The organism is Massiliimicrobium timonense, from assembly GCF_042850985.1.
In the GTDB taxonomy this organism is placed as follows: Bacteria; Bacillota_I; Bacilli_A; order Erysipelotrichales; family Coprobacillaceae; genus Allocoprobacillus.
Genome location: NZ_AP031415.1, coordinates 594,574 through 620,256, shown reverse-complemented (window position 1 = coordinate 620,256; position 25,683 = coordinate 594,574). Strand labels below are relative to the sequence as shown.

The window sequence follows — 25,683 nt, the reverse complement described above, 5'->3', positions numbered from 1 at the left end:
TTATAGTCTTTTTGCGAAAAAATATAATAATTTTTATATGTTTAGAATATTTTTTGCAAATTCACATAGAGAATCATGTTTACCTAATCCTGAGGATTTAACCTCAATAGCTGAAATTTTACTTCCTTCAAAAATTAAAAAATCTATCTCATGATAATGAGTGCTATTTTCTTTTTCCCATGTATGATAATATAATTCTCTATCCTTTGAAGCTAATAACTGTGCCATTAAGTTTTCATACAAATAACCTAAATGAGCTGGTAATTTATCAGAAAGTCATTTAGCATATATTTCATTTTCTATAATAGGTCGATCTATAAACATAAGTGTTACAAATAATCCTGTATCGGATAAATAGAGTTTATAACTATTGAAATCTTTTGATGAGGATAGACTCACTTAAGGATCAGTTGAATTATAGCATGGTAATACGGTCTTAGAATCAAATAAATCAAATAATAATTCTTCTTCTTTCATTGTCGTTCTCTTTTTAAGTACAGAGGACATACGATATTTTTTTGACCTTTCGCTAACTGAGCGGGAATTGAATGATAAAGTGCAGATATTTTTCCAGAAGGATCTATTTTTTTGAAATCTTCTTCATAAAGATAAATAATCTGACGTTTTACATTATCTATAGTAGAAAAATTATTTCCATTTACATACGCTTCAACAGCTTGAAGCATACCTCCGACTGCCATATAAATTCTCATATCTCTCATAAGTTTTCTATTCACTTCTTGACCAACAGCTTTTTTCATATCAAACAATTGCTTGATTAAATGATAATTATTTCCTGTCGCATTGCAGAATTCTTCATAATCCATAGGATAAACTGTTATTTTCATTTCTTCAGAAGGAATGAGGATATCTTTCACGTTCTTTTTAATAGATATTAAAGAACCGGTTTCAATGTAATGATATCGTCCGTCTTTTACCAAATGTTTAATGGCCTGTCTAGCCCTAGGGAATAACTGTACTTCATCAAAACAAGATAATATATCAGTTGAAGCAATTGAAAAATCTATTAAAATATATGATTTGTATTCATTTTCAGCAAATAATTTAGCAATTGTTGTTTTCCCTATACGCCTTGCACCTTCTAACAAAACAGCATAATTTAATTTCCACTCTATTAATTTATCATAAGCTTTTCTTTTAAAATACATAATCATAGCTCCTTTTTACATTTCTTCATAATTATAAAACGGATATATAAAATCTATATTTTATATTATGATTGATATTTTATTTTTTGATTTACCAGCGCATGGCTGCTTTAGATATCTATATTTTTTATGATTCAAAAATTCACACAATAACAACAATATCAATGATTATGATAGTATGACAAAAAAGAGAAGCAGATTGAGTTATCTACATTCTCCTTTTTGTGACATCAATCATTGTTCATATTTTGAATATATCACTGATATTAAACAAAATTCATTTTACAATAGAGGAGTTGATATATATTTTTAATGTTTAATATCATTATAATGCTTTCAATGATGAACAATATCCATTAAGGTTAATTTTTTTACTGTCTTTTATACAAATATGATTATAATCTTTGTATCTGTAATTTTGACAGTATTGACAGACTTTATCACTATCAAATAATAAACAATCTTGACACTTTGCTTGACACATTATTTTCACCACCTTTCCTTTTAGAATTTTATTGTTGATTTGACGAAAATAATCAAACCTGCGGTAATCTATAGATTACCGGTTTTCATTATTTTTCATAAACGTTGCCTCCTTCCTTCATGGATGTTGATAAAAACATTGTCCTCCTTTCTTAAAAAAACTATCAACATCACTTTTTTTGTTTATTTCATCAAATGTTTATAAACTTCTCTAGCTGTAAAAATAATCAAACTGATAATTATTACATTCTTTATAACATTCATTGACATTTCCTCACTTTTCATCAATTTATTAATTCTTCCATTGAAGATACACCCTATAATAAACCATGCAATATTCATGAGAGTTTCTTCCTAAGGCTTTTAAATCAAAGATTATTACTTTTAAATCATCTAAAATTTCTATGTTTGTTGATTAAGCTGTAAACATTTAAAATTGAATTTTCATGCTTTTTCACATAATCTGGCATTTTTTTAACAACGAATTGTATGAAGATGAAGCAAACCATAAGCTTCAAGACTTATGCAATAAGATTGCAGGTTAAACTTTAATGCCTGATGAAAATCTAATATTTGAATATAACTGATCACTAATAAATCAACGACCTTGATTATTTCATTATGCTGACCATAAATTTGATACAATGATTGATAACATCTTTGAACATATTCTATAGTTCTTTCTATGTCACCTTTTCTTTGAAATTTCTGTTCTTTTTGAAAGTCAGCATATGCCTTTATTTGTAGATAAACTTGGGCTATATCTTTCATACAAGATATGGTCGTCATATGATTGATACCATTCTTAACTTTTGATAACTTGTAAGACGACAAATATGTTTTTACTGCTGTTTTAATTTCATTATTTGAATTTATTTTTATCACCTCATATCATTTTCAATATCAAAAATTATTTCATTTTTGTTAACCTCCCTTCGCCTATTAAGACATTAACATTAAAAAAATCCCATAAAAAAACCACAAACAATTTTTCCATTGTTTATGGTTAATTGAATATATTATTTTTTACGAATCGTTTCTACATTTTGATAAATGATATTGGGTGTTTCATTAGTTGATTGATCAATAACTGTAATCTTAAAATCATGTATTTCATGATCAATATCTAAAGATAATCGAATGACATTTTTCTCTAATATCAATCCATCTTCTTTTCTATATATTCCCTGTTTTCCACTTGCTAATGTCACTTGTCCAATGCCATGTTCATCAACAATAAACAAAGTGGATGAACTTCCATCATTTTTTCAGCAATCCCTGCACATAAAATAGGTACATTTTCCACAGTTGCTTTTTGAATATCCTGCAATTTCAAAGAGGGATATTTTTGTAAAAACTGATGAGTCAAATCATTATAAGCTTCTTTATAAGGACCAACTTGTTTTTCATGTATCATTTCTTGATGATTTTGATGACATCCCATAAAAGAACGCTCATTCATAAACCTACTATTTTCCATCTTTGCTTCATGATATTCACCACCTTAGACATATTATAACAAAAAAAGCTATAACCATAGCTTTCTTTGTCCTTATTTTTTTGTTTGAGGTGTTCTAAACATAATATAGATAGGTACTGCTAATAAAACACTTCCACCAATAATATTTCCCAGTGTGGAAATGAGCATATGCAATGGTAACATTGTCCAATCAATCGCTGAACCTAATTGTGTGATTCCCATTGCGAAAATTCCTCCATTAGCGATACAGTGTTCAAATCCTGGTAAAACAAATGTCATGACCAAAATCATAATCACAATTAATCTTGCTGTTTCATCTTTAATTTTCACCCCAGAATAAGCAGCAACACAAACAATGAAATTACACAATATACCTTTAATTAATAAATCAATGACATCAAAATTTAACTTTGATTCCATAACTCCTTTTAAATAAGGTTGCATAATTGTTTCTTGAGCTCCACTTTTAATAAATAAAAAACAAATCAATGCAATCCCAATCATATTTCCAATATAGCAGACAACCCACATCGGGATGATTTCTCGTAATTTGATATCCCCTCTTAATACTGGCATAATTGTCACAAAACAATTTCCTGTAAAAAGTTCGGCTCCTAAATAGACAATCGCAACCAGACCAATTCCGAATGATCCTGCCACAGCAATTTTCCCTACAACATTATGATCACTTAACAAAGCTCCTAAAGTATAAGATAAAATCGCAGCCAATCCTAAATAAGCACCTGCCATAAAAGCTCTCACAAAGAAACGTTTAGGATCTGTTTTCATCAAATTTAATTTAATATTTGCTAGTTTACATAGTGTTTCAATATCACCAATCATAGTCCCTCTCCTCTTTAAATCAAAAATATTATATAAGATACACTCAAAAAAGGCAAAACTTTTTCTAAGTTTTACAAAAAACTTTCTTTTGTAAATATTTCTTTAAGTTTATGTTAAAACTTTACATAAACTTAACATAATTAATACAAGATATTAACGAATATGGGATAGAAATTTGTTAAAGTATGAGTGTAAAAAACAAAGGATGGATATAAAGATGAAAAAGTTTGGAATATTAGTTGTTGTTTTTATTGTCTGTGTCGCATTTTTGAGTTCATATGCTAATGCTGATGTAGAAACAGAAAAAATCAGCTTAAATGGTTCTACATCTATGGAAAAGATGGTCAATGCATTAAAAGAAGGTTTAGAAGACAAATATCCTGAATTATTAATAGAACCTCAATTTACGGGTTCTAGTGCCGGAATTGAAGCAGTTCTCAATGGTACAACAGATATTGGAAATTCTTCTCGTTATCTTAAAGACAGTGAAAAGGAAAAAGGTTTAATTGAAAATATTGTCGCTATTGATGCGATTGTGATTGTGACAGATACACAAAATAAAGTCAATAATTTAACAACTCAACAGTTAATAGATATTTATACAGGAAAGATTCGTAACTGGAAAGAAGTCGGAGGTGAAGATTTACCTATCGTTGTTGTTGGTCGTGAAGCAGGTTCCGGAACACGCAGTGCTTTTGAAGAAATATTACATATTGAAGAACAATGTCAATATGCTAATGAAGTGAATGAAACAGGACCAATCATTGCTAAAGTTCAATCTATTCCAGGAGCTATTGGTTATGTTTCCTTAGATGTGATTGATGAAACAGTCAAACCTTTAGCTATTGATGGCATTCAAGCGAGTGAAGAAACAATCCAAAATGGGCAATATAGTTTACAAAGACCATTTGTTATGGCGACAATAGATACGATTGAAAAACAAAATGAAGAAGTTCAAAAATTATTTCAATATATTCAAAGTGAAGATGGACAAAAGATCATTCGTGCTGTTGGTCTTGTTCCATCATCAAACAAAATGTCTTATTGACGACATTTTGTTTTTTCATTATAATAATCTTACACTGGTTCGAGAGCCAAACCCAGTATAAAAAACTAAGGAAAAGAGATGGCTCACCATCTCTTTTCTGGCTTCTAACTGTTTTTTAGAAGAAAGGAAAAGTGAATATGAAAAAGAAAACAAAAATTCAAATGGTGATTATCATGGGTATTGTTTTTAACGTACTTGGAGCTTTTATAGCCATGACATTCTCCATACCATTTTATATGGATTCCATTGGAACCATATTAGTCGCAGGACTTTTAGGTCCTAAATATGCTATGTTGACAGGTGTTTTAGGAAGCATCACAAGTGGCATGACGTTTGATATGTATTCTTTCTATTATGCTCCTGTACAGCTATTGACAGGATTTTTTGCAGGAATACTTTATCATGGTAAATGGCTGAAAGGATGGCGTACACCTCTTGGTTCAATCCTTGTTGGCGTACCGACTTCTTTATTAAGTGCCTGCATTACAGCCGGATTATTTAATGGAATCACAAGTGGGGCCAGTAGTACCTTTGTCGTTGTGTTTCATCATCTAGGTATGCCACTTATTTTAAGTATTTTGCTTGTACAGGTCTTTACAGATTACATGGATAAGTTTTTTGCAGTCTGTCTGACAAAAGCCATTATTGAAAGAGGACATCTTTATGAGAAATGGGGGATAGCATGGAAAGATACAGCCGTATTGAAAACAAGTACAAAAGAGAAATCGTTCTTTTAAAAGCCAGACCATGTGCCTGGTCAAAATGTACATTTTGCGATTATATCGAAGACAATTCTACATGTCTAGAAGAAATGATTCAAATCAATACTGAAGCCTTAAATCATGTCACTGGACAATACGGTGTTTTAGAAGTCATTGATTCTGCCAGTATTTTTGAATTGCCTCAACAGACATTACAACAAATCAAACAAATCATTCAAGATAAGCACATTCATACATTATTTGTAGAAAGTCATTGGATTTATCATCAACGCATTCAAGACATTAGAGATTTCTTTGGGATCAAGATGATTATTAAAATTGGTGTTGAAACTTTTGATGATGATTTTAGAAATCGTGTTTTGAATAAAAATGCAACATTTCAAACCATTGAAGAACTCAAACAGTATTTTGATTCTCCATGTTTAATGGTTGGTATTCAAGGACAAACAAAAGAAATGATTCAAAAAGATATGGATATTCTAACACATCATTTCGATTATGGAACCATTAGTATCTATCGTAATAATTCAACACCTGTTAAAAGGGATAATCAATTAGTTCAATGGTTTATGCAAAACTATGCTTATTTACAAGATGATCCACGATATGATTTTTTATATGAACCTACTGACTTTGGTGTAGGAGATTAAAAAGCTGTTTTTCAACAGCTTTTTTTAGTCATCAAACACCCAGTAAGAATAGCGTGATGATATTTTCATATGCAGTTTTCTTTGTAAAGCTAATGATGCCTCATTACCCTCTACAACTTGACAATAAGGAACTTTCTTTTGTTTCAATAATTCATTGATGAGGTATCCTTCTAATAAATAACCATAGCCATGACGTTGATAAGCTTTCTTTATTTCTAAAATACCCATGCTGCCTTCTCGATGCATCCCTATAAATCCTGCCAATTCATCATCAACAAATAAACCCCACATGGCTTTTTGTTCAATACGTTCTTTTAAATAATCTTTATCATCCATATGATGATAAATCTGATCAACATCATCCAAATATGATAAGCTCAACTGTTGAATAGAAACATCTTGAGGAATAGCCAGATCTAATAATTGTTGATGAGGATAAACTGCCTGATAACAGGCAAAATAATCTTTTTTATGATATTCATTCATTAATAAATCAACAATCTCTTTTTGTTTGACATTATACAAATCATAGTTTTCTAAATGCAAAACAGAAAATAATGTTTTTAATTTATTCATATCATTCATAGAAATCATCATTGATTGGCTTTCTTTCTCCAACATAACTATGCCATCATCTTCATGATATAAAATATCTACTGTACATAAACGCATGGGTTCAATGAAATCTATATCATCAATTTCATTCAATAACATTTTTATCACCCTTATTCATTATATCATTTTATAAAAGAATAAAAAGAACGCATTCTTTGAAAACAAATCAGTAAAGCAAGAATCATAATCAAAATCAAAATATATTGTCCCTGTGATTGTGTTAACAATAAATAACCCCATGTTGCTGGAAAAAGTTTTCCTAAATTTTCTAAAAAAGATGGCAACATAGAAGCAGGAAACATAATACCAGAAAGAATGATAGAAGGTAAAAAGATGATTTGACTCATCATAGTCAATAATCCTTGTGTTTTGACGAATAAACCAAGTACGGATGCAATACCTAAGGAAGATATTATAAATAAAATAAGATGGAAATAATATATACCTATATGTGATGGTAATGTCGCATGAAAGAGAATGGGTGATAAAATTAAAATCAGTGTACTGACAATCATGAGATGAAAAAATGCAGACACAAATAGAGTCATGAGTCCATAATAAACAGGCAGAGAGTTAGCCATATATGTTTTTTGGAGAGTTGTTCCATAAATTTGAACAACAGATGATGATAAACCTAACAATGAACCCATAGATACACTCATAATGGTCATAGATGCAATCAGTGTGTCTTGATATTCGGGCATGATGGATGTAAAAACACTTCCCATCATGAAAAAGAATAATAACGGTACAAGATAACAAGTGATGAATAATGAACGACTTCGTAAATCCATTAAAAATTGAATCCACACCCCATAACAAAATGCTTTCATTTTTCGATACCTCCTGCCATAGATATAAAGTGCTGTTCCAATGTTCCTCGACTCACATTCATATCTAAAATCTCCAGATTTTATTTTTGATAACTATCTAAAATCTGGGATAAAGTCTGTCGAACATCTTGCGTTGTATACAGATTTTCTCCCTCTTGCGTGATAACCTTAATACGGTAACATTTTCCCATGTATAAAGTGAAATCCTCAAGCGTTCCTAAAAACACCATTTTTCCTTGTTTTAAAATACCAATACGCTGACATAAACTTTCAACTTCATTCATATCATGACTTGCTATGACAATAGTAACACCCTTTTTTTGTAGTTGACGAATGATTTGATGTAAAGCAAAACGTCCTGCTACATCTAAACCAGCTGTTGGTTCATCTAATATTAAAATATCAGGTTGTCCAATTAAGGCCAAAGCCAAATGCAAACGTCTTTTTTGTCCTGTAGAAAGTTGTTGATATTGTTTATTCATTATGGATAAAAGATCCAATGCTTTTAATAATTGGGGTTCCAAAGATGCTTTTTTCCACTTAGAAAACAAAGTGATAGCTTCTGATACTTTCATATAAGCAGGAAGTGATTCATTTTGTGATTGAATAGCTATTTGACCATCAATAGAAATATTACCTTCATATTTTAAAAATCCTTCCAGACACTCTAATGTTGTGGTTTTCCCTGCACCATTCATTCCTAACAAGCCTAGTATTTCCCCTTTATAAACCTCAAAAGAAATATCATTTAAGACTTGATAAGAACCATAACTTTGACTGACATGGGATACTTTTATAACTGTCTTCACATTACTCATCTCCAAACTTAATTCCTGCTTTTTCAAAATATAAACCTAATGCCGGTTGTAAATAGGCATTCACTTTATTTTGTTGTTTTGCCAGATTATGATTATCATTCAAATGCTCAAATTGCATCAACTGTGGCAACAAACTCATATCACCCTTAGTAAATTCTTCAACCATTTTCCAGAACTGCTCAGCTAATGCTCGAACACGTTTATCTAAAGGATCGACCCCTTGCTCTTGTAAGTCTAAGATTTTTTGAGATAATTGTTGAAAGCGATTAATAAATTCTTGTCCACTTTCTTGATTAAAATGCTGACGAATATGATCCATTGTTTTTTCATCAAAATATTTTATCACCCAATAATTGTCATTATTCATCTGTAAATTGACAATAATATCTGCATATTTTTTAAAATCAACACTTTGCATCTGTATCACTTCTTCTTTTAGATTTTCTATATCTTGAAGAACCTTTGTCAATTGTTTGATCTTTTCTTGAATTAATGAAGCTTGTTGATTTAAAACATGAGCGACTTGTTGGGGTGTATCTAATACTTCTAACTGATTTTTAATTTCGTCTAAAGAAAAACCTAAAGATTTTAATGATTGAATCTGATGTAACTGTACCATATCCTGATAGGTATAAAGTCGACGCCCTCCTTCACTTTGCATTGATGGTTTTAATAATCCCTTTTGATCATAAAATTGTAAAGTTCTTACTGTTGTTTTCATTTTTTTAGCTAATTGTCCTATTGTCATATATTCTTTATCCATTTCCATCCCTCCTGTTTTTATTATAATTGATGACGTAACGTCATAAACAAGTCTTTTTTATCAAAACTTAAGATAATCTCTTTGTATTTCTTTATCATTTCCCCTATAATAAAACTTGGGGTGAAAATATGAATTTATTAGCGAGCGATTTTGATAATACATTATGGTTTCAAGACCATATGAATAAAAAAGATGTAGAAGCCATTCAATCATTTCAAAAGAAAGGACATCTCTTTGGTGTATGTACTGGAAGAAGTTTGAGTGGTATTTTACGTCCTTCAAAACCTTATGGTATTGAATATGATTTTTATATTTTACTAAGTGGTGGTTTGATTTTAAACAAAGATTTTCAACCTATTCTGGAGAGTCAAATTCCTATATCATTAGTGAAAGATATTTATGAACTAACAGAAAAACAAAACATAACTCTTGTTTATAATGATGTCACATATCATCTTAATTCAAAATTTGATGATTTTATTTTTGATCATGAAATTCATTCTTTTGATGAATTTTCCTATCCCTATGTACAGGTATTTTCTTTTCATTATCAGGAAAATGAAATAGATATGGCACAAATAATGACTCAAAAAATACTCAATCAGTATGGTGAACAGATTGAAGCCTATCAAAATAATCAACATATAGATTTAGCCATGAAAGGATGTTCTAAAGGACATGGTATTAAAATCATTCAAGATTATTTTCAATTATCCATTGATAGTATTTATGGTATTGGTGATAATTATAATGACTTACCGATGTTAGATGTTATAAAGCATAGTTATACTTTTGATTATGCGCCAAAAGAAGTCAAAAATCATGCTCAAAAAGTGGTTTCATCATTAGCTCAGTGTATTTTTGATATTGAGAAATAATTTTTATTTTTAAGAAATTGAAATTATATTATTTCGCTTATTTCAAAATTATTTATTCATAAATTGACAAACATATACAAAAATGATATTATCAATGCAATAATAAAAAAAGACATCTTCATGTCTTAATTATAGATCATATGGGGATGTTTGGTGATTTTTAAAACTATATCTCATGATGAATGAGATTTTTTCTTTAGAGAGGGGTATCGTATGAAAATAGGTGTCATTGGCTTAGGAACAGTTGGATTTGGTGTTGTAGATATTTTAACACAACAAAAGGAAAGACTAGAAAAGTTAATTCAAGAAGAAGTTGTCGTTAAATATGGTTGTGCTTTAAATGAAGTTACTTTACCAGATGGTATCATCTATACCCAAGATTTTCATGATGTTTTAAATGATGATGAAGTGGATGTTGTGGTAGAATTAATCGGTGGCACAACAATTGCGAAAACAATTATTTTAGAAGCCTTAAAAAAAGGAAAGAATGTGGTGACCGCTAATAAAGCTTTGATTGCTCATGACGGACAGGAAATCTTTGAAATGGCTATGAAATATCAATCAAAAATTTATTATGAAGCTGCTGTAGGTGGTGGAATTCCCGTTGTTGTTCCAGCCAAAGAAGATTTAGTGGCTAATGAAATTGAAAAAATTGAAGGTATTTTAAATGGAACAACAAATTTTATATTAACGTTAATGGAAACAGATAATTTGGATTTTGAAGAAGCCTTAACGATTGCTGATGGATTAGGATATGTAGAAGCAGATGCCAGTTTAGATTTAGATGGCAAGGATGCTGCTCATAAGATTTGTATTCTGGCGATGAATGCTTTTGAAATTTTCTTTGATTTCCATAAGATTCAATGTACAGGTATTCGTGGTGTAACAAAGAAAGATATCGATTATGCTAAAAAATTAGGATATCGTATCAAATTAATTGCTCAAGCTAAAAAATTAGAAAATGGTTATGGTATTGATGTTTCTCCAACATTAATTGGTATAAAAGACATGGTTGCTAATGTCAATCAAGCATATAATGTAGTAGAAATCACTTGTAATTATTTAGAAAATGTTATTTTTTATGGAAAAGGTGCAGGACGTTATGTCACAGCCAGTGCCGTTGTCAGCGATATTATGAAAACACATCAGCCAACAATGTGGCAGCACCAATATCAATATGTTGAAGATATTTTTCCAATTACATATTCTAAATATTATATCAGATGTGATCATCCATTAGATATTGATTATGAGATGTATTACTCTCAAGATCATGATCATATCTATATTACAAATCCTATTGAACTGAATGATTTAAAACATCAACTTCAAAATGAATCTTATAATTTATTGAAGGTAAGGGGTTAATATAACATGAAGATAATTGTTCAAAAATTTGGTGGAACCTCAACACGTAGTATTGAAACACGTGAACATATGTATAAAAATATTATTCGTGAACATGATAAAGGAAATAAAGTGGTCGCTGTCGTCAGTGCGATGGGGCGTTATGATGACCCTTATGCGACAGATACCCTTTTATCCATTGTGCATACGGATCAATTGACAGATGAAGAAATTGATCGTTTAACAAGTATTGGTGAAACAATTTCTACACTCGTTGTTAAAAGTGAACTGGCTAAAAAAGGCTATACTGTAGAAACTGTCACAAATGCTGAACTTGGTATTTTGACAGATTCTCATCATCAAAATGCTACCATTACAACGGTTGAAGGAAAACATATATTAGATAAACTGAAAAATGCTGATATTGTCATATGTCCCGGATTTCAGGGATATTCTCAAAATGGTAAGATTACGACTCTAGGACGTGGAGGTAGTGACTTGTCTGCCGTCGCTATTGGTGTCGCCATTGATGCCAATGAAGTAGAAATATATAGTGATGTCAATGGAATTTATACAGCGGATCCCCGTATTGTTCCCGATGCGAAGAAACTGAACTATATCAGCTATGCCGAAATGCTGGAACTTTCCAACAATGGAGCAAAAGTTTTAAATCATCGTTGTGTACAACTGGCTGCTAAACATGATATTGTGATTCATGCCAGAAGTTCATTCGATGAAAGTCAGGGAACATATGTATTAGGAGATGAAAAAATTATGAAAGATCATTTAAATCAATTTATTATATCAGGTATTACAGGTTCACAAAATGAAGCCCGTATTACTCTTGTAGGTGTAGATGCCAAAATCAATGGTGCTGGTGAACTTTTTGAAAAAATTTCTGATGCCAATGTTAACGTCAATGTCTTTAATCAGGCTTTAGTTGGTGGTGGAAGAATGGATATTTCTTTAATTATTAATGATAAGGATGTTCCTGCTGTCGTTGAAGTCATTAATGATTTAAAAGATACTTTACAGGCAAAGAAAACAATTGTCAGAGGAAATATTGGAAAAGTCGCTGTAATTGGTGTAGGTATCAAAAATAATAAAGGCATGTTCCAGAAAGTTTATAATACATTGATGAGTCATGATATTAATGTCGAAATGACATCTTGTAGTGAAATTAATATATCTTGTTATATTGATCGAGATGATGTCAAAAAAGCTCAAGTTTTATTACATGAAGCATTCTTAGGTTAGGAGGATTATCAAAATGAAGAAATATAAAGTTACAATTGTAGGTGCTACTGGTGCCGTTGGGAGAGAAATGTTGAGATGTATTTTTCAGTTTCACTTCCCTTTTGAAAGTTTAAAATTATTAGCTTCTGCGAGAAGCGCAGGAAAAGTCATTGAATATGAAGGACATGAATTTGTTGTGGAAGAATTAACTGAAAATTCTTTTGAAGGTATTGAAGTGGCTTTCTGGAGTGCTGGAGGAAGTATTTCAGAAAAGTATATGCCTTATGCTGTAAAGGCCGGATGTACCAATATTGATAATACATCACATTTTAGAATGGATCCTGATGTTCCATTAGTTGTTCCAGAAGTCAATGCTTATGCTTTAAAGGAACATAAAGGAATTATTGCTAATCCAAATTGTACAACAATTCAAATGGTCAGTGCATTAAATCGTTTAAATGAGTATTTTGATATTGAAAGAATTATTGTTTCTACTTATCAGGCTGTTTCAGGGGCTGGTGTTGCTGGTATGGAAGAACTATATCGTCAATCACAGGAAGTGCTAGATGGTAAAGAACCAGTAGCCAAAACTTTGCCTTGTGCTTCTGATAAAAAACATTATCCAATTGCCTTCAACTGTATTCCACAAGTTGATAAATTTGATTTAGACAATCATTTCACAAAAGAAGAAATGAAAATGGTCAATGAAACAAAGAAAATCTTTAATAAAGATATTAAAGTCAATGCGACTTGTGTTCGTGTTCCTGTACTTAGAGGTCATAGTGAATCTGTTTATATTGAAACGAAAAAACCTATTGATATAGATAAAGTCTTTGAATTATTATCAAATTCTCATGGTGTTGAACTCTATGATGATATTGAAAATCAGATTTATCCAATGGCAACTTTATTTATTGGTGATGAACTTGTCCATGTAGGACGTGTAAGAAAAGATTTAGATAATGATCATGCTTTAAGTTTATGGATTGTTGCTGATCAATTAATGAAAGGTGCTGCTTACAACTCTATTGATATTGGATTAAAAATGATTGAAATGGGCTTGTTATAATGAGTCAAAAAGTCTTTCAAATGCCCTATTCAAAGATTTATCCTCTACTTCTTCAAAAAGCCTTGAAAAAAGGACGTACGCAAGAAGAAGTAGATACAGTGATTCAGTGGTTAACGGGTTATACTTTTGATAACATTCACCAAATGTTAGAAACAGATATCAATTATCAACAGTTCTTTGAAAATGCTCCAGCTTTAAATGAACGCAGATTTTTAATTAAAGGCAGTATCTGTGGTGTTAAGCTGGAGATGATTGAAGACCCTCTGATGCAAAATATACGTTATCTTGATAAACTCATTGATGAACTTGCTAGAGGAAAGAGTTTAGATAAAATTTTACGCTAAAAGAGCATTATCTTACTATGATAAGAATTGATTAGAAGATGGACACTTGATGAACTAATGGAAACTTCATTTATATTTGATTCTTAAATGTTATAAGATTGTCAAAAAAATAAGATGTGATTTAAAAAGTTATTAACATTTTAACATCTTTTCAATTTACATTACTTTTTTTTGTGGTATACTATAGATGAAAAGTATCTGAGTAGATAAAAATACTCAAATGAGAAAGAGAACTGTTGGCCCAGTTCTCTTTTTTCGTGACCTTTCTTTTTATCTATTACTTACGTAATTCTTTGATTATCAAAAGTATAACAATTAATGTTAAAACTTCTGAATACATAAAAAGTATCTTGAATAAATAAAAATACTCGGCCACGTTCTCCCATGTTAAAGCTATCGGTGCTATAAAACTGAGGCATGATTTCACCTCCGCCCATTGAGGGCCTTTTTAATTTGTCATGATTCGACAAAAAAATATACTGAATAAAGTATCTTTATCCAGTCAGATTTTTGTTTTTATTATTTTGCTCATTTTTAATATCTTTTCAATTTACATTACTTTTTTTGTGGTATACTATAAACGAGAAGTATCTGAGTAAGTAAAAATACTCAAATGAGAAAGAGAACTGGGGCAACAGTTCTCTTTAATATTTCACAATACGATAATACGTTCTTGAAGTAAATGCATAGACAATAGCATAAATGATTGCTACAGTCACTACAGAAATAACAGTGCATATAACAAAGATTTGAATACCAGATGTGACAAGGAAGCTAAACATCATTGTAATCATATTGAAGGCAAATGCCATATGAATAACAGAAACAATGAGTGGTAAAAAGAAGAAAATTAAAACTTGTGAACGAATCGTCTGTTTGACTTCTTTTGTACTCATTCCAACTTTTTGCATGATTTCAAAACGTTTTTGATCTTCATATCCTTCAGATAATTGTTTATAATACATAATTAATATTGTAGCCATTAAAAATAAGATGCCTAAGAATATTCCTAAAAAGAATAAACTACCATATAATTCCATCAACATTAAACGAACTGTATACTGTGATGAATAATAGAAAGAGATTTCACCATGTTCCTGTCCAGAAGCATTGGCACTGATCGTAAATTTCTCTAAACATCTTTCCAAAATATCTTCTGCTTCTTTTTCCTGAGATTGGTTACTATACTTAATTGAAAGATTTTCTGTAGGTTGGATTTCATCACCAAAGAATGATGACATCATCTTTTGAATTGCTGCTTCATCTTTCATAATAACAATAATATTTTTTTCAGCAGTTGAATTTTCATTAGGTAATAAATATGGCTGATGAATAACATCTTTGATTTGATATTTTATATTGTCAATATCAAAAGTCTTACCAAATTCAAAGAAATTACTTGTCACCAGAACTTCATCATCTTGCAAACGAACATCTTGATGATAAGCTCGATTATATTCATCTTCCGTCACACCAATTAAATAACCTACGGTAAAATTGCCTGATTCTCTATCTGTCATGATATGTCGATTATCTTTGAAACGAACTGATACACTATATCTTTGTAAGTGAATAAAACTGTCAATTCCTATGCCATTTCTTTTTAACTGATCTTGTATATCCGCATAAAATGTCTGGAACTGTTTTTCTGTCGGTAATGTCCCATCTTCATAACCATAGACTTTTAACTGATAGCTATCTTGCTGATAAGATGTGATTGTATCTTCTATTCCAAAATATAATGACACTGTACTCGATAACATGACTAAAATACATGTACATAAAATACATATACTGGCTAGTCCAACAGCATTTTGTTTCATACGATAAATCAATTGTGAAACAGAAGTAAAATGCTTTGTCTGATAATAAAAATGTTTATTCTTTTTTAAGAATTTTAAAATTGTAATAGACCCTGCTGTAAACAAACAATATGTTCCAATAATAACCAATATAACTGCGATAAAGAATAAATATACAGCTGTCAAAGGATCATCTATAGTCACAGCAATATAATAGCCTATACCTAAAGACAAAATACCAACAAGAGTCATTAACCATTTTGTTTTTGGTTCTTTTTCTCCACTTTGTGACCCTCTTAATAATTCAATAGGGTTTGCTAATTGAATTTGAATCACATGAATTAAATAAGTCATAAAATAAATTGGTAAAAATATAATCACTGTTATCAATAATGATGACCATGAAATATGAAAAGTCAATAATGTTGTTATACCCATTAAACGTATCAACAATAAAGAAACCAGTTGACTAAATATAATCCCAAAAAGAAATCCTACAAGCAAAGAAACAAATGTAGTAAAAAATGTTTCATAAAACATCATAATCATAATATGTTTCTTTTCTAATCCTAAGATATTATATAAAGCAATCTCTTTTTTACGACGTTTCATTAAAAAACTATTCATATAAAAGAGAAAAATCACAGAAAATATAATAATGACAATCTTTCCTAAATTTAAAATCACCTGCATTGTTCTTGAACCTGTAGACATCTGATCAATCCCATCATGAGATGAAAGATAATTAATTAAATAAAACATCATGACAGTAAAAGAACTTGTTAATAAATACGGGAAATAAAGTTTTGCATTCTTTTTTAAATTTGTGAATGCCAGACGAGGATAAAAGAATGATTTCATCTTATTTCCCTCCTGAAGCAAGTAATGTTAATGTATCTGAAATACTTTGATACATTTGTTGATACGTTTGATTTCCTCTATAGATTTGATGAAAGACTTCACCATCTCTAATAAATAAAACTCGAGATGCCCAACTGGCTGCTTTTGTACTATGTGTTACCATCAAGATTGTTTGTCCTTTCTTATTTACACGATCAAAGATTTCTAACAACTGATCGGTTGATTTAGAATCAAGGGCCCCCGTTGGCTCATCTGCCAGAACCAGTTGTGGCTGTGTAATCAATGCTCTTGCAACTGCAACTCTTTGTTTTTGACCACCAGATATTTCATAAGGATATTTTTCTAATAAGTTTTCAATTCCTAATTAAGGTGCTAATGTTTTTAATTTTTGATTCATTTCAGGATAAGATTCTTTTGATAAAACAAGAGGTAAAAAGATATTATCTTTCACTGAAAAAGTATCTAATAAATTAAATTCTTGAAAAACAAAACCAAGATTTTGTCTTCTAAACTGTGAAATTTCTTTTTCTTTTAAATGTGTAATATCTTTTCCATTCAATAGAACCTGACCACTTGTTGGCTGATCTAATGAAGCCAGAATATTTAATAAAGTTGTTTTCCCACTTCCAGATTCACCCATAATCGCAACATATTCTCCTTTTTCCACACTAAATGTAACATTGGATAAGGCTTGAACTTGTTGATTTGAAAAACGTGTTGTATAAATTTTCTTTACATTTTTAACTTCTAGTAATGACATCTGTCATCCCTCCTTTGTACATTTATAGTTTATAAAAAAAGAGAAAAATGTACTATTGATTTATCTTACATTTTCTCCTTATGACCTTACATCTTTGTAAGATTTATTCAACCTGTAAATCCTGAACATGAAAATCAATCTTTACAGTTGTCCCTTTCCCTTGTGATGATTCCATTGATATAGGATGACCGAGATATTTTAAAATTCTCGCACACAGATACAAACCTAATCCACTGGCTTTCTTATCCACTCTTCCATTATATCCTGTAAATCCCTTTTCAAATATTCTTGGTAAATCTTCTGCTTTGATGCCAATACCCGTATCTTCAATATACAAAACTTCATCTTCAACATAAATATGAATACCTCCTGTCTTGGTATATTTTAACGCATTGGATAAAATCTGTTCCAAAACAAAAGATAACCATTTTTCATCAGTTAAAACTTTTAGATCAATGTCATCTAACTGCAATGTCAGTTTCTTATGAATAAAGAATGTTGCCTGTTTTTTTAAAACGTCTTGAAGAATATCATGAAGTGAATAATATTGAATATGTAAATCTGATGAAATCTGCCCTAATTTCATATAATGTAATGCCATATCTACATATTGTTCAATCTTTAAAACTTGTAAAAGCATATCATGCGTCGACGCATTCTTTGAATCAATCAATAAACGTAATGCAAAAATAGGTGTTTTGATTTGATGAACCCACATGGTAAAATATTCTAGCATTTCTTGATGATTATTTTCTTCAAGTTCTTTTGTTTCTTTGAGTAAGTCATTTATTTGATATAACAACAACTGATATTCTTTTTCAATCCATGAAGAACAAGAAGGCAAATCCAAAGTATAATAATCTTTAAGTTGTTGATTAGCATTTAAATTATGTAATCGACGTACATATAATATAAAATCAATACAAAAATAAACAAACAACAAAACTAGACATAAAATTGTAGCATAGATAATAGCATCTATTAAAGCATCATACAAATAAAGAATCATATAAAATATCACAATAAAAGATAAAGAAAGAATATAAAAAGCTTTTTTATCATAGAAATAATGAAATAATTTATTCATAATAAAGCTTATATCCTAATCCTTTTTTTGTTTGAATGAGATGTTCAATATGAAAATCATCCAGTTTCTTTCTTAATCTGTTCATATTCACACTTAAAGTATTATCATCTATAAATTCATTGCTTTGCCATAATGCCATCATTAAATCATCACGAGATACAAATGTTTCAGATTTTTCAAACAAAATCTGTAAAATCTTTAATTCATTTTTTGTTAAATCTATGGTTTGTTCTTGATAAGAAATTGTTGCATCTAAAATATTTAAAACAAGTTCCTTATAAGTTAATACTTGCATAGATTTAGAAAAAGAATATGTTCTACGCAATAATGCCTGTATTTTCGCCGTTAAAACAGAAAAATCAAAGGGTTTCGTAATAAAATCATCAGCCCCCATTGAAATAGCCATCACAATATTCATATTTTCACTGGCTGATGAAATGAAAATAATCGGTACAGAAGAAATCTTACGAATCTGCTCACACCAGTGATAACCATTATAAAAAGGTAAAGAAATATCTAATAAGATTAATTCTGGTTGTATTTGAACATATTTTTCTAAAACATGTTCAAAATCATCAATGACATAAACTTCATAATTCCATGTTTCTAAATGTTTTTGAATTGCTGAAGCAATCACTTCATCATCTTCTACAATCATAATTTTTTGCATTTTGATCACCTGTTAGTATTATAGCACATCTTGATAAAGGTTGTGCATAGCTTTTATTCGTGCCTTCATTTCATCTTGAAGATATTGAGGAGATATCACTTTAATCTGTGTCTGCATCATCATAATCCACCCGATCAGTCCCTCTGATATTGAAACATCTTCAATCGTCAACAACAATCTGTCTTGATATAAACGTTGTACTTTCATCTGTTGACCAAAACGTGATACCATTTCTCTTAGCTGCTTATAATCACATTCAATCACTAATGTATCACGATGATGAGAAATGAACATATTCATCATTTTTTCTATTTCATTTTGAATATCAAATTGTTCTTGAATATCAATGTACCCTTTATTTAATGTCTGTATTTGACGCATACGATCAATACGATAGTTCGTTAATTGTTGAGGATGTTTTTCATTATAGGCAATCATATAATAATGATTATTTTGTGAAGTGAATGAATAAGGTGAAACAATATACTGGTCACCTTTATTTCCTCTTTGAGAAGCCACTTCTATCAATTGTTCATTCTGGATATTATAATCAATATATTGAAAAGATATGGCTTTTTGGTGTTCAATAGCTTTCATAATAACAGAAAGATTCACAAATAAAGAAAAAGAATGTTGACGTTGGCTTGGTTGAAAATTGACTAAACGTTGTTGTTGGTGAAAAGAAGACAACATAAGAAGCTTATTTTGTAAATGTTGTTGATCTTCTCTGTTCAAATCTTGATGAAATGCTATTTGATCCAATAAAAACTGTAATTCACCATCATCAAATATATCTTCATCTATCTTATAACCTAATTTATGATAAGAGATAATCAAATCTCTATCCAACCAGCTGTGAAAAAAATCATTGATTTGTTTAATACAAGAATAAACAGTCTTAATTTCAATTTTTATATCCTGTTTCATTAAATTTTCTTGTATTTCTAATGCTGTAATCACTTTGTGGGGGGTTTGTAAAATAATCTTTAACACATAAAACATTCTTTTTCCCATAATAGACTCCTAATGACTCATAACAAGCTGATAACTTTTCTTCCTGTTATAATGACGTATTAATGAAAGATAATCTTTCATGCTGTAACTACAAAGTAAATCTAAAACAACATCATCTTGACAGTCATCTAATTGTAATAAATATTGGTAAGCCAAATGATATTCATCTTCTAATAGACATATTTTTGCACAATCTAATATTCCAACATGATATTGATGTTCAAGAATAGAAATCACTTGAGAAAAAGTCATCTTTTCAAAAGGAATTAAATAACGTATCACACAATATTCTTGCAATGTGATCGTTTTTCTGGTTATTCTTTTAAAAATATCTTCTTTCAATTTTAAATAATCTTGATGTGAAAACAAACTATTCATCATCATTAAATCATGTTCCATATCCTGATAATTTTGAACTCTATATAAATGCTTCAATGCAGCTATAAAAAGTTGATGATAAACTTTTTGATCATGTAACAAATGATTGAATTCTTTTTCACGTAAACACCCAGCAAATAAATCTAATATAGATGCATCTTTCATAATGTTTAATACATAATTTTTCTTTTGAATAAAAGTAATCGTTTCTTGTTTTTGATAATTGTTTTTCATATATGTCATCTCCTTGTACTCTCATTATACCCATTTTATGATTTTGAAGATGACTTTATACCCATTTTAACACCGAAAAAACGGAGTTAAAACACTTTTTTTGATTTTTTCATTAAAAAAAGATTTTGCTTTATACAAAATCTTTTTGAAATGGCTGATAAATACCTTTTCCATAATAAATAGATGGTTCATAGAGGATTGGATAAAGATTCCAGTTTTCCTCAAGAATCCATTGAAACCATTGTCCTTGATATGACATACAATAGATACAATACATCATTCCACATTGATATTCTACAGCTTCTTGATAATGAGTTAATTGAAAATGATACTTTAAAAGTTTCAAAATAATCTCTGAATCTAAAAAATGATCATGTATGCCAATCACTTTAAGTAAAACTTGGCTATGCTTTTTAGATATTTCATGTTCTTTAAGTATTTGCATTGCATGATGATAAGATGCTTTTGATAAAGATGAACTCAATTTTTGAATAGTTTGCCATTTTTGATGGTCCTGTAATAACTCATATATGATTTGACAATTCTCATAAGACACATAAATAACGGTTTGAAACCATAATGTTCCCTGCTTTTGAATAGTTGGTCTATCACTTTGATAAGTCCAGTAACCACCAAGATATTCTTGTTGATGTTTTTTTCCAGCTAAAATACAATCAGCAAAGCCAAAATGCTCATCTTTATATTCTTGTCCGGCACCATTTAAAGCATAAATGACTTGATGATGATATTCATCAACCATTTGTTGCCATGATGAGGATAATTTCTTTTCATCTAAAATATAAGGATATTGGGCTGTTCCATTTCCTCTCAACAAAGTATCTTTAAGTTCATTGATTAAAAAATCATTTTGTTTTTGATGGAGATGTTTTCGTTTTATCAACATTACAACAACCAAAACAAGTAAAACAATCATCATGATGACATCAAAAATCATAGGAACAATCTGAGGATTTGTTGTTATACCAATGATCCATGATATCAAAATAGTAAATATCATGAAAAAATGAATAAAACAATATAAGATAGTCTCTCTAAAATATAAAAACATACAAAAATAAATAATCCATAAAAAGAGATGAATACCATTCATATATGAAAATGAATATTCCATATTGGCTAAAAAGGCACATAAAAGCGCTCCTATATATTCCAATAAATAATGCCATCTTTTATCCATATGTACCACTCCTCTCTTACATTATAACAAATCTCAAAAAAAAAGAAAAAGCCGGAATTCATCCTAGCTTTCATTGAGTTGTCTTTTTAATTCTTCAATTTTATCATTGTATTCACCAATATGACGATACATTTCCATAACCTCATCATCAATAACACCAGAATCATGAATTTGTTGATAATAGTACTTTCCTAATTCACGAAAAACATCATCACGATCTGATTCCAAGTTTTTCATCTTTAATTTTAACTTAGCAGTCCCTGCCAGTTCCTGTGTTTTATCAATTGCTTCTTCTGTAAACTTCGCTGCTTTCTTTGTGAAATCATCAAATAAAGGCATCATTCTTCCTCCTATCCTATATATTTTTTAATATATTGAACACCGATACCACCAACACCCATATGGGCACCTACGACTGCCGGAAGTTCTCTTAATTCCAGTTCTACTTCACCAATTTTATCTAAAATCATCTGTTTGACATCTAAAGCAGAACTTTCACATAACACATGTTCAATTGTAATCTTATATTCTTTCGCATTAACACCTAATTCAACCATACGATTAACAAGCGTTGCCTTTGCTTTAGAAAGGGTTCTCACTTTACCGAGAACATCTATCTTTCCACCTAAATCATAGTTAAGTTCCATAACAGGAACAATCTTCAACATACCAGCAAGTAACGCGACAGCTGGTGTAATACGTCCACCTTTTTTCAAATGTTCTAAATTAGGAGCCATGATAATTGTTCCAGAATGTTGAATCATGTCTTCAAGAATCACTTGAATTTCTCTGATACTTTTTCCTTCTTGAACTAGTTTGGCAGCAGTAAAAACCAGATATTTTTGATTCCCTGCTGTCCCTTTTGTATCAATTAATGTGATTGGAATATCAACCATCTCAGAAGCAACTTTCATTCCATTTAAAGTTGATGATAAGCCAGTCGCAATAGGTAAACCAATCACTTCATCATATCCTGCATCCTTGATTCTTTGTAAAATATTCACAAGTTCACCTGTTGCCGGTTGTGATGTCATCACCATAATATCTTCTTTTTCCATTGTTTCAAAGACTTCTAAACTTGTTATATCTTGTTGATCTAAATATGTATGATTTTTCATTGTAATACATAAAGGAACAATATATATTCCTTGATTTTCATATTGTTTTAATTCTATTTGGCAACCACTATCAGCTAATATTGCAATTCGAGTCATTTTACTCTCCCTCTTTCTCGCAGTTAATTTTCTCTAACTATTATAACACTTTTGACAATAAAATGAAATCATATATAATAAAGAAAGAAAGGTGTGACCATATGATATCCGTAGAAAATTATACTACTCATACTCTTGTCATCAAAAAATCAGAATTTATTTGTCATTTGATTCCTTGCAGTCAAATTGAACAAGCCAAACAACTCATTGAAAAATACAGTGATCCTCAAGCGACACATAACTGTGTTGCTTATATCATTGGAACACACGAACGTGCATATGATGATGGTGAACCCTCTGGAACTGCTGGGATGCCTATGTTGAATGTATTAAAAATGCAAGGTTTAACAAATATCATCGCTATTGTCACTAGATATTTTGGTGGCATTAAATTAGGTGCTGGTGGCTTAACACGTGCTTACAGTCAAAGTGTCTCTCAAGCATTAAAAGAAGCTAAAATTGTTGAAAAAGAGCCTGTTGATTTATACACAATTACTATTGATTATACTTATACACGTAAATTTGAACATTTATTAAAAGTCCAACATATACAATGTATTGACATTCAATATTTAGAACAAGTCTGTTATCAATGTTATATCAGGGATTTAGACTTTTTAAAACAGATTCAAGAATTGACAAATAATCAGTTTGAAGCACATAAAATCGGCACTGATTACATCAAAAAAGACGTTTGACACGTATATAGATACTTGTTATAATTTGGAAGTGATGAAAATAAAAAAGACTTGTCTGTTTTTTACAGCCTGTCTTTTTTATTACAAGGAGGACATATGGGTTTTTTAGAAATATTGATTATTGGTATTGGTTTATCAATGGATGCCTTCGCAGTAAGCATATGTAAAGGATTATCAACCAGAAAACTTCAATTAAAACATGCTCTCATTTGTGGTGGCTATTTTGGTTTTTTTCAAGGTTTCATGCCTTTACTTGGTTATCTTCTAGGCATTCAGTTTAAAGATAAAATTGAAAGCATTGACCATTGGATTGCTTTTATTTTATTAGCTTTGATTGGTATCAACATGATTAAAGAATCATTTGAAAATGAAGAAAGCTGTAATACAGAATTTTCACCTAAAATCATGATACCCCTTGCTATTGCAACATCTATTGATGCCTTAGCTGTTGGTGTCACTTTTGCTTTTTTAAATGTTAATATTTTCATAGCGATTTCCATCATTGCTTTAACAACTTTTATCATTTCAATGGCTGGTGTCAAAATTGGACATGTCTTTGGTATGAAGTATAAAGCCAAAGCTGAAATCGCTGGTGGTATCATTTTAATTTGTATGGGATTAAAAATTTTATTGGAACATCTTCATATTTTAGGTTAATCATTCAAATTTTATTCATATTGGAGTATGATAATAATAAGGGGTGGTAAAATATGAATGATGTCGCTAAACTCTATCAAGTTTATGTCAACAGAGAAATTCAAACAGCAAAAAATGAGATCCTGAATACAAAAAGAATCAATCAGAAAATCCTTGCTTTTTTACATGATTTATCAGAAGTTTCTTTAGAATCTCGCTGCTATTTATTTTGGGAAAAAGAAGAACCTATCAATCATCAACAGCTATTAGAAAAATATCTTGAAGGTTTAACAATGTTGATGTCAATAGGATATGAACTTCGTATTGATAGTATTAAAAATCATACAGAAATTCCTGAAAACTTAGATATCTATTCTTTATTCTTTAAAATTCATCGATCTATTTTAAATGTACAAAATCAATATTCTAGTGATGATTATCAAGATGCAATTGATGATTACTTCACTTTAGGTTTTCAATTAGGTATTGATATTGACGAAATCATTGATAATTATCAAAATGATTAGAGCGATACGAAATAACTTTTTATGAGTTATTTCCTTAAGCTCTTTTTTTGTAATAAACTGTTATATTTTATATGGAAATCTATTAATTCAACAGTTTTTTTGATTATAATTGGAAAATTGTGATAGATAATAGAAAATATTGTTGGAAAAATGTGAATATAAAGTCTATAAACAGCTGGAAAAATGTGTGTATCTCATTGAAAATAGCCTGAATTTTGTGATAAGATAAACTTATAGTTAAATAAGGCAATCTCACAAAATAAATTCTATGATTCGAGATGATCAATATTTAGATATTCATTATGC

At 30.0% G+C, this 25,683-nt stretch carries 31 protein-coding genes, 1 pseudogene and 1 riboswitch; of the genes and pseudogenes, 11 read left to right on the top strand and 21 right to left on the bottom strand.

The window, feature by feature from the left end; genetic code table 11:
* Window positions 1–33: 33 nt before the first annotated feature.
* The 8 genes from ACGHJ8_RS03195 to ACGHJ8_RS03160 form a co-directional block, all read right to left on the bottom strand.
* Window positions 34–228: a hypothetical protein gene (locus ACGHJ8_RS03195; protein WP_390541647.1), complete on the bottom strand. Its 195-nt coding sequence runs from the start codon at window positions 226–228 to the stop codon at window positions 34–36.
* Between the two features lie 245 nt (window positions 229–473).
* Window positions 474–1,169 carry an AAA family ATPase gene (locus tag ACGHJ8_RS03190; RefSeq protein ID WP_390541645.1) on the bottom strand — a complete coding sequence of 232 codons (696 nt, stop codon included), beginning with the start codon at window positions 1,167–1,169 and terminating at the stop codon, window positions 474–476.
* Window positions 1,170–1,494: 325 nt separating this feature from the next.
* Window positions 1,495–1,653 carry a hypothetical protein gene (locus tag ACGHJ8_RS03185; RefSeq protein ID WP_390541643.1) on the bottom strand — a complete coding sequence of 53 codons (159 nt, stop codon included), beginning with the start codon at window positions 1,651–1,653 and terminating at the stop codon, window positions 1,495–1,497.
* Between the two features lie 182 nt (window positions 1,654–1,835).
* Window positions 1,836–1,994 carry a hypothetical protein gene (locus ACGHJ8_RS03180; RefSeq protein WP_162607665.1) on the bottom strand — a complete coding sequence of 53 codons (159 nt, stop codon included), beginning with the start codon at window positions 1,992–1,994 and terminating at the stop codon, window positions 1,836–1,838.
* A 132-nt stretch (window positions 1,995–2,126) separates the two neighbouring features.
* Window positions 2,127–2,423: a hypothetical protein gene (locus tag ACGHJ8_RS03175; RefSeq protein WP_390541641.1), complete on the bottom strand. Its 297-nt coding sequence runs from the start codon at window positions 2,421–2,423 to the stop codon at window positions 2,127–2,129.
* Window positions 2,424–2,671: 248 nt separating this feature from the next.
* Window positions 2,672–2,896 (bottom strand): hypothetical protein, encoded by a 225-nt coding sequence (locus ACGHJ8_RS03170; protein WP_390541639.1) that lies wholly within the window; start codon window positions 2,894–2,896, stop codon window positions 2,672–2,674.
* A complete protein-coding gene (locus tag ACGHJ8_RS03165) occupies window positions 2,860–3,132 on the bottom strand; it encodes a hypothetical protein (protein WP_390541637.1) in 273 nt (90 codons plus the stop codon). The genes ACGHJ8_RS03170 and ACGHJ8_RS03165 overlap by 37 nt, the downstream gene beginning before the upstream one ends.
* A 72-nt stretch (window positions 3,133–3,204) precedes the next feature.
* On the bottom strand, window positions 3,205–3,975 hold the full coding sequence (locus ACGHJ8_RS03160) for a formate/nitrite transporter family protein (RefSeq protein WP_390541635.1): 771 nt from the start codon (window positions 3,973–3,975) through the stop codon (window positions 3,205–3,207).
* 217 nt (window positions 3,976–4,192) lie between these two features.
* Between ACGHJ8_RS03160 and ACGHJ8_RS03155 the strand changes: the two genes are divergently transcribed.
* From ACGHJ8_RS03155 to ACGHJ8_RS03145, 3 genes are all read left to right on the top strand, one after another.
* Window positions 4,193–5,023 carry a phosphate ABC transporter substrate-binding protein gene (locus tag ACGHJ8_RS03155; protein ID WP_390541633.1) on the top strand — a complete coding sequence of 277 codons (831 nt, stop codon included), beginning with the start codon at window positions 4,193–4,195 and terminating at the stop codon, window positions 5,021–5,023.
* 28 nt (window positions 5,024–5,051) lie between these two features.
* A riboswitch (PreQ1 riboswitch) is annotated at window positions 5,052–5,098 on the top strand.
* 62 nt (window positions 5,099–5,160) lie between these two features.
* Entirely contained in the window at window positions 5,161–5,760 is a 600-nt protein-coding gene (locus ACGHJ8_RS03150) for an ECF transporter S component (protein ID WP_087357781.1), read from the top strand.
* Window positions 5,706–6,395, top strand: a complete 690-nt coding sequence (locus tag ACGHJ8_RS03145; RefSeq protein ID WP_211962014.1) for a radical SAM protein — start codon at window positions 5,706–5,708, stop codon at window positions 6,393–6,395. Before ACGHJ8_RS03150 ends, ACGHJ8_RS03145 begins: the two co-directional genes overlap by 55 nt.
* A gap of 24 nt (window positions 6,396–6,419) precedes the next feature.
* On the opposite strand, the gene ACGHJ8_RS03140 is transcribed toward ACGHJ8_RS03145, so the two are convergent.
* From ACGHJ8_RS03140 to ACGHJ8_RS03125, 4 genes are all read right to left on the bottom strand, one after another.
* Window positions 6,420–7,109: a GNAT family N-acetyltransferase gene (locus ACGHJ8_RS03140; RefSeq protein ID WP_211962015.1), complete on the bottom strand. Its 690-nt coding sequence runs from the start codon at window positions 7,107–7,109 to the stop codon at window positions 6,420–6,422.
* Window positions 7,110–7,132: 23 nt separating this feature from the next.
* A complete protein-coding gene (locus ACGHJ8_RS03135; RefSeq protein ID WP_205089900.1) occupies window positions 7,133–7,843 on the bottom strand; it encodes an ABC transporter permease in 711 nt (236 codons plus the stop codon).
* Window positions 7,844–7,923: 80 nt separating this feature from the next.
* Window positions 7,924–8,652, bottom strand: a complete 729-nt coding sequence (locus ACGHJ8_RS03130; RefSeq protein ID WP_390541630.1) for an ABC transporter ATP-binding protein — start codon at window positions 8,650–8,652, stop codon at window positions 7,924–7,926.
* Window position 8,653: 1 nt separating this feature from the next.
* On the bottom strand, window positions 8,654–9,424 hold the full coding sequence (locus tag ACGHJ8_RS03125; protein ID WP_087357776.1) for a MerR family transcriptional regulator: 771 nt from the start codon (window positions 9,422–9,424) through the stop codon (window positions 8,654–8,656).
* Between the two features lie 128 nt (window positions 9,425–9,552).
* Between ACGHJ8_RS03125 and ACGHJ8_RS03120 the strand changes: the two genes are divergently transcribed.
* The 5 genes from ACGHJ8_RS03120 to ACGHJ8_RS03100 all read left to right on the top strand — a co-directional run bounded on the left by ACGHJ8_RS03120 (window position 9,553) and on the right by ACGHJ8_RS03100 (window position 14,298).
* Window positions 9,553–10,302 carry an HAD-IIB family hydrolase gene (locus ACGHJ8_RS03120; protein WP_390541628.1) on the top strand — a complete coding sequence of 250 codons (750 nt, stop codon included), beginning with the start codon at window positions 9,553–9,555 and terminating at the stop codon, window positions 10,300–10,302.
* Window positions 10,303–10,515: 213 nt separating this feature from the next.
* The gene (locus ACGHJ8_RS03115; RefSeq protein WP_087357774.1) at window positions 10,516–11,670 is read left to right on the top strand and encodes a homoserine dehydrogenase; all 1,155 of its coding nucleotides are present in this window, start codon (window positions 10,516–10,518) and stop codon (window positions 11,668–11,670) included.
* A 6-nt stretch (window positions 11,671–11,676) separates the two neighbouring features.
* Window positions 11,677–12,906, top strand: coding sequence for an aspartate kinase (locus ACGHJ8_RS03110; RefSeq protein ID WP_087357773.1), 1,230 nt, complete (start codon window positions 11,677–11,679; stop codon window positions 12,904–12,906).
* A 13-nt stretch (window positions 12,907–12,919) separates the two neighbouring features.
* Window positions 12,920–13,954: an aspartate-semialdehyde dehydrogenase gene (locus ACGHJ8_RS03105; RefSeq protein ID WP_211962018.1), complete on the top strand. Its 1,035-nt coding sequence runs from the start codon at window positions 12,920–12,922 to the stop codon at window positions 13,952–13,954.
* Entirely contained in the window at window positions 13,954–14,298 is a 345-nt protein-coding gene (locus ACGHJ8_RS03100) for a DUF2200 domain-containing protein (protein WP_390541625.1), read from the top strand. The genes ACGHJ8_RS03105 and ACGHJ8_RS03100 overlap by 1 nt, the downstream gene beginning before the upstream one ends.
* Before the next feature lie 644 nt (window positions 14,299–14,942).
* Here ACGHJ8_RS03100 and ACGHJ8_RS03095 read toward each other — a convergent pair.
* The 9 genes and pseudogenes from ACGHJ8_RS03095 to ACGHJ8_RS03055 all read right to left on the bottom strand — a co-directional run bounded on the left by ACGHJ8_RS03095 (window position 14,943) and on the right by ACGHJ8_RS03055 (window position 23,516).
* A complete protein-coding gene (locus tag ACGHJ8_RS03095; RefSeq protein ID WP_390541623.1) occupies window positions 14,943–16,961 on the bottom strand; it encodes an ABC transporter permease in 2,019 nt (672 codons plus the stop codon).
* Between the two features lies 1 nt (window position 16,962).
* A pseudogene (locus tag ACGHJ8_RS03090) lies at window positions 16,963–17,721 on the bottom strand (ABC transporter ATP-binding protein).
* A gap of 103 nt (window positions 17,722–17,824) precedes the next feature.
* A complete protein-coding gene (locus tag ACGHJ8_RS03085; RefSeq protein WP_211962020.1) occupies window positions 17,825–18,808 on the bottom strand; it encodes a HAMP domain-containing sensor histidine kinase in 984 nt (327 codons plus the stop codon).
* Complete coding sequence (locus ACGHJ8_RS03080) at window positions 18,801–19,478, bottom strand: response regulator transcription factor (RefSeq protein ID WP_087357767.1); 678 nt, start codon at window positions 19,476–19,478, stop codon at window positions 18,801–18,803. The genes ACGHJ8_RS03085 and ACGHJ8_RS03080 overlap by 8 nt, the downstream gene beginning before the upstream one ends.
* 18 nt (window positions 19,479–19,496) lie before the next feature.
* Window positions 19,497–20,492 (bottom strand): helix-turn-helix transcriptional regulator, encoded by a 996-nt coding sequence (locus ACGHJ8_RS03075; protein WP_390541621.1) that lies wholly within the window; start codon window positions 20,490–20,492, stop codon window positions 19,497–19,499.
* Window positions 20,493–20,501: 9 nt separating this feature from the next.
* Entirely contained in the window at window positions 20,502–21,104 is a 603-nt protein-coding gene (locus ACGHJ8_RS03070) for a hypothetical protein (protein ID WP_087357765.1), read from the bottom strand.
* Window positions 21,105–21,234: 130 nt separating this feature from the next.
* Window positions 21,235–22,302, bottom strand: a complete 1,068-nt coding sequence (locus tag ACGHJ8_RS03065) for a hypothetical protein (protein ID WP_390541619.1) — start codon at window positions 22,300–22,302, stop codon at window positions 21,235–21,237.
* A gap of 63 nt (window positions 22,303–22,365) precedes the next feature.
* Window positions 22,366–22,644: a hypothetical protein gene (locus ACGHJ8_RS03060; protein ID WP_211962024.1), complete on the bottom strand. Its 279-nt coding sequence runs from the start codon at window positions 22,642–22,644 to the stop codon at window positions 22,366–22,368.
* Window positions 22,645–22,652: 8 nt separating this feature from the next.
* Complete coding sequence (locus tag ACGHJ8_RS03055; protein ID WP_390541616.1) at window positions 22,653–23,516, bottom strand: DegV family protein; 864 nt, start codon at window positions 23,514–23,516, stop codon at window positions 22,653–22,655.
* Window positions 23,517–23,617: 101 nt separating this feature from the next.
* Between ACGHJ8_RS03055 and ACGHJ8_RS03050 the strand changes: the two genes are divergently transcribed.
* From ACGHJ8_RS03050 to ACGHJ8_RS03040, 3 genes are all read left to right on the top strand, one after another.
* Window positions 23,618–24,214, top strand: coding sequence for a YigZ family protein (locus ACGHJ8_RS03050; protein WP_087357761.1), 597 nt, complete (start codon window positions 23,618–23,620; stop codon window positions 24,212–24,214).
* A 96-nt stretch (window positions 24,215–24,310) separates the two neighbouring features.
* Window positions 24,311–24,871: a manganese efflux pump MntP family protein gene (locus tag ACGHJ8_RS03045; RefSeq protein WP_390541614.1), complete on the top strand. Its 561-nt coding sequence runs from the start codon at window positions 24,311–24,313 to the stop codon at window positions 24,869–24,871.
* Between the two features lie 53 nt (window positions 24,872–24,924).
* Window positions 24,925–25,377: a dUTP diphosphatase gene (locus tag ACGHJ8_RS03040; protein WP_211962027.1), complete on the top strand. Its 453-nt coding sequence runs from the start codon at window positions 24,925–24,927 to the stop codon at window positions 25,375–25,377.
* Window positions 25,378–25,683 lie beyond the last annotated feature (306 nt).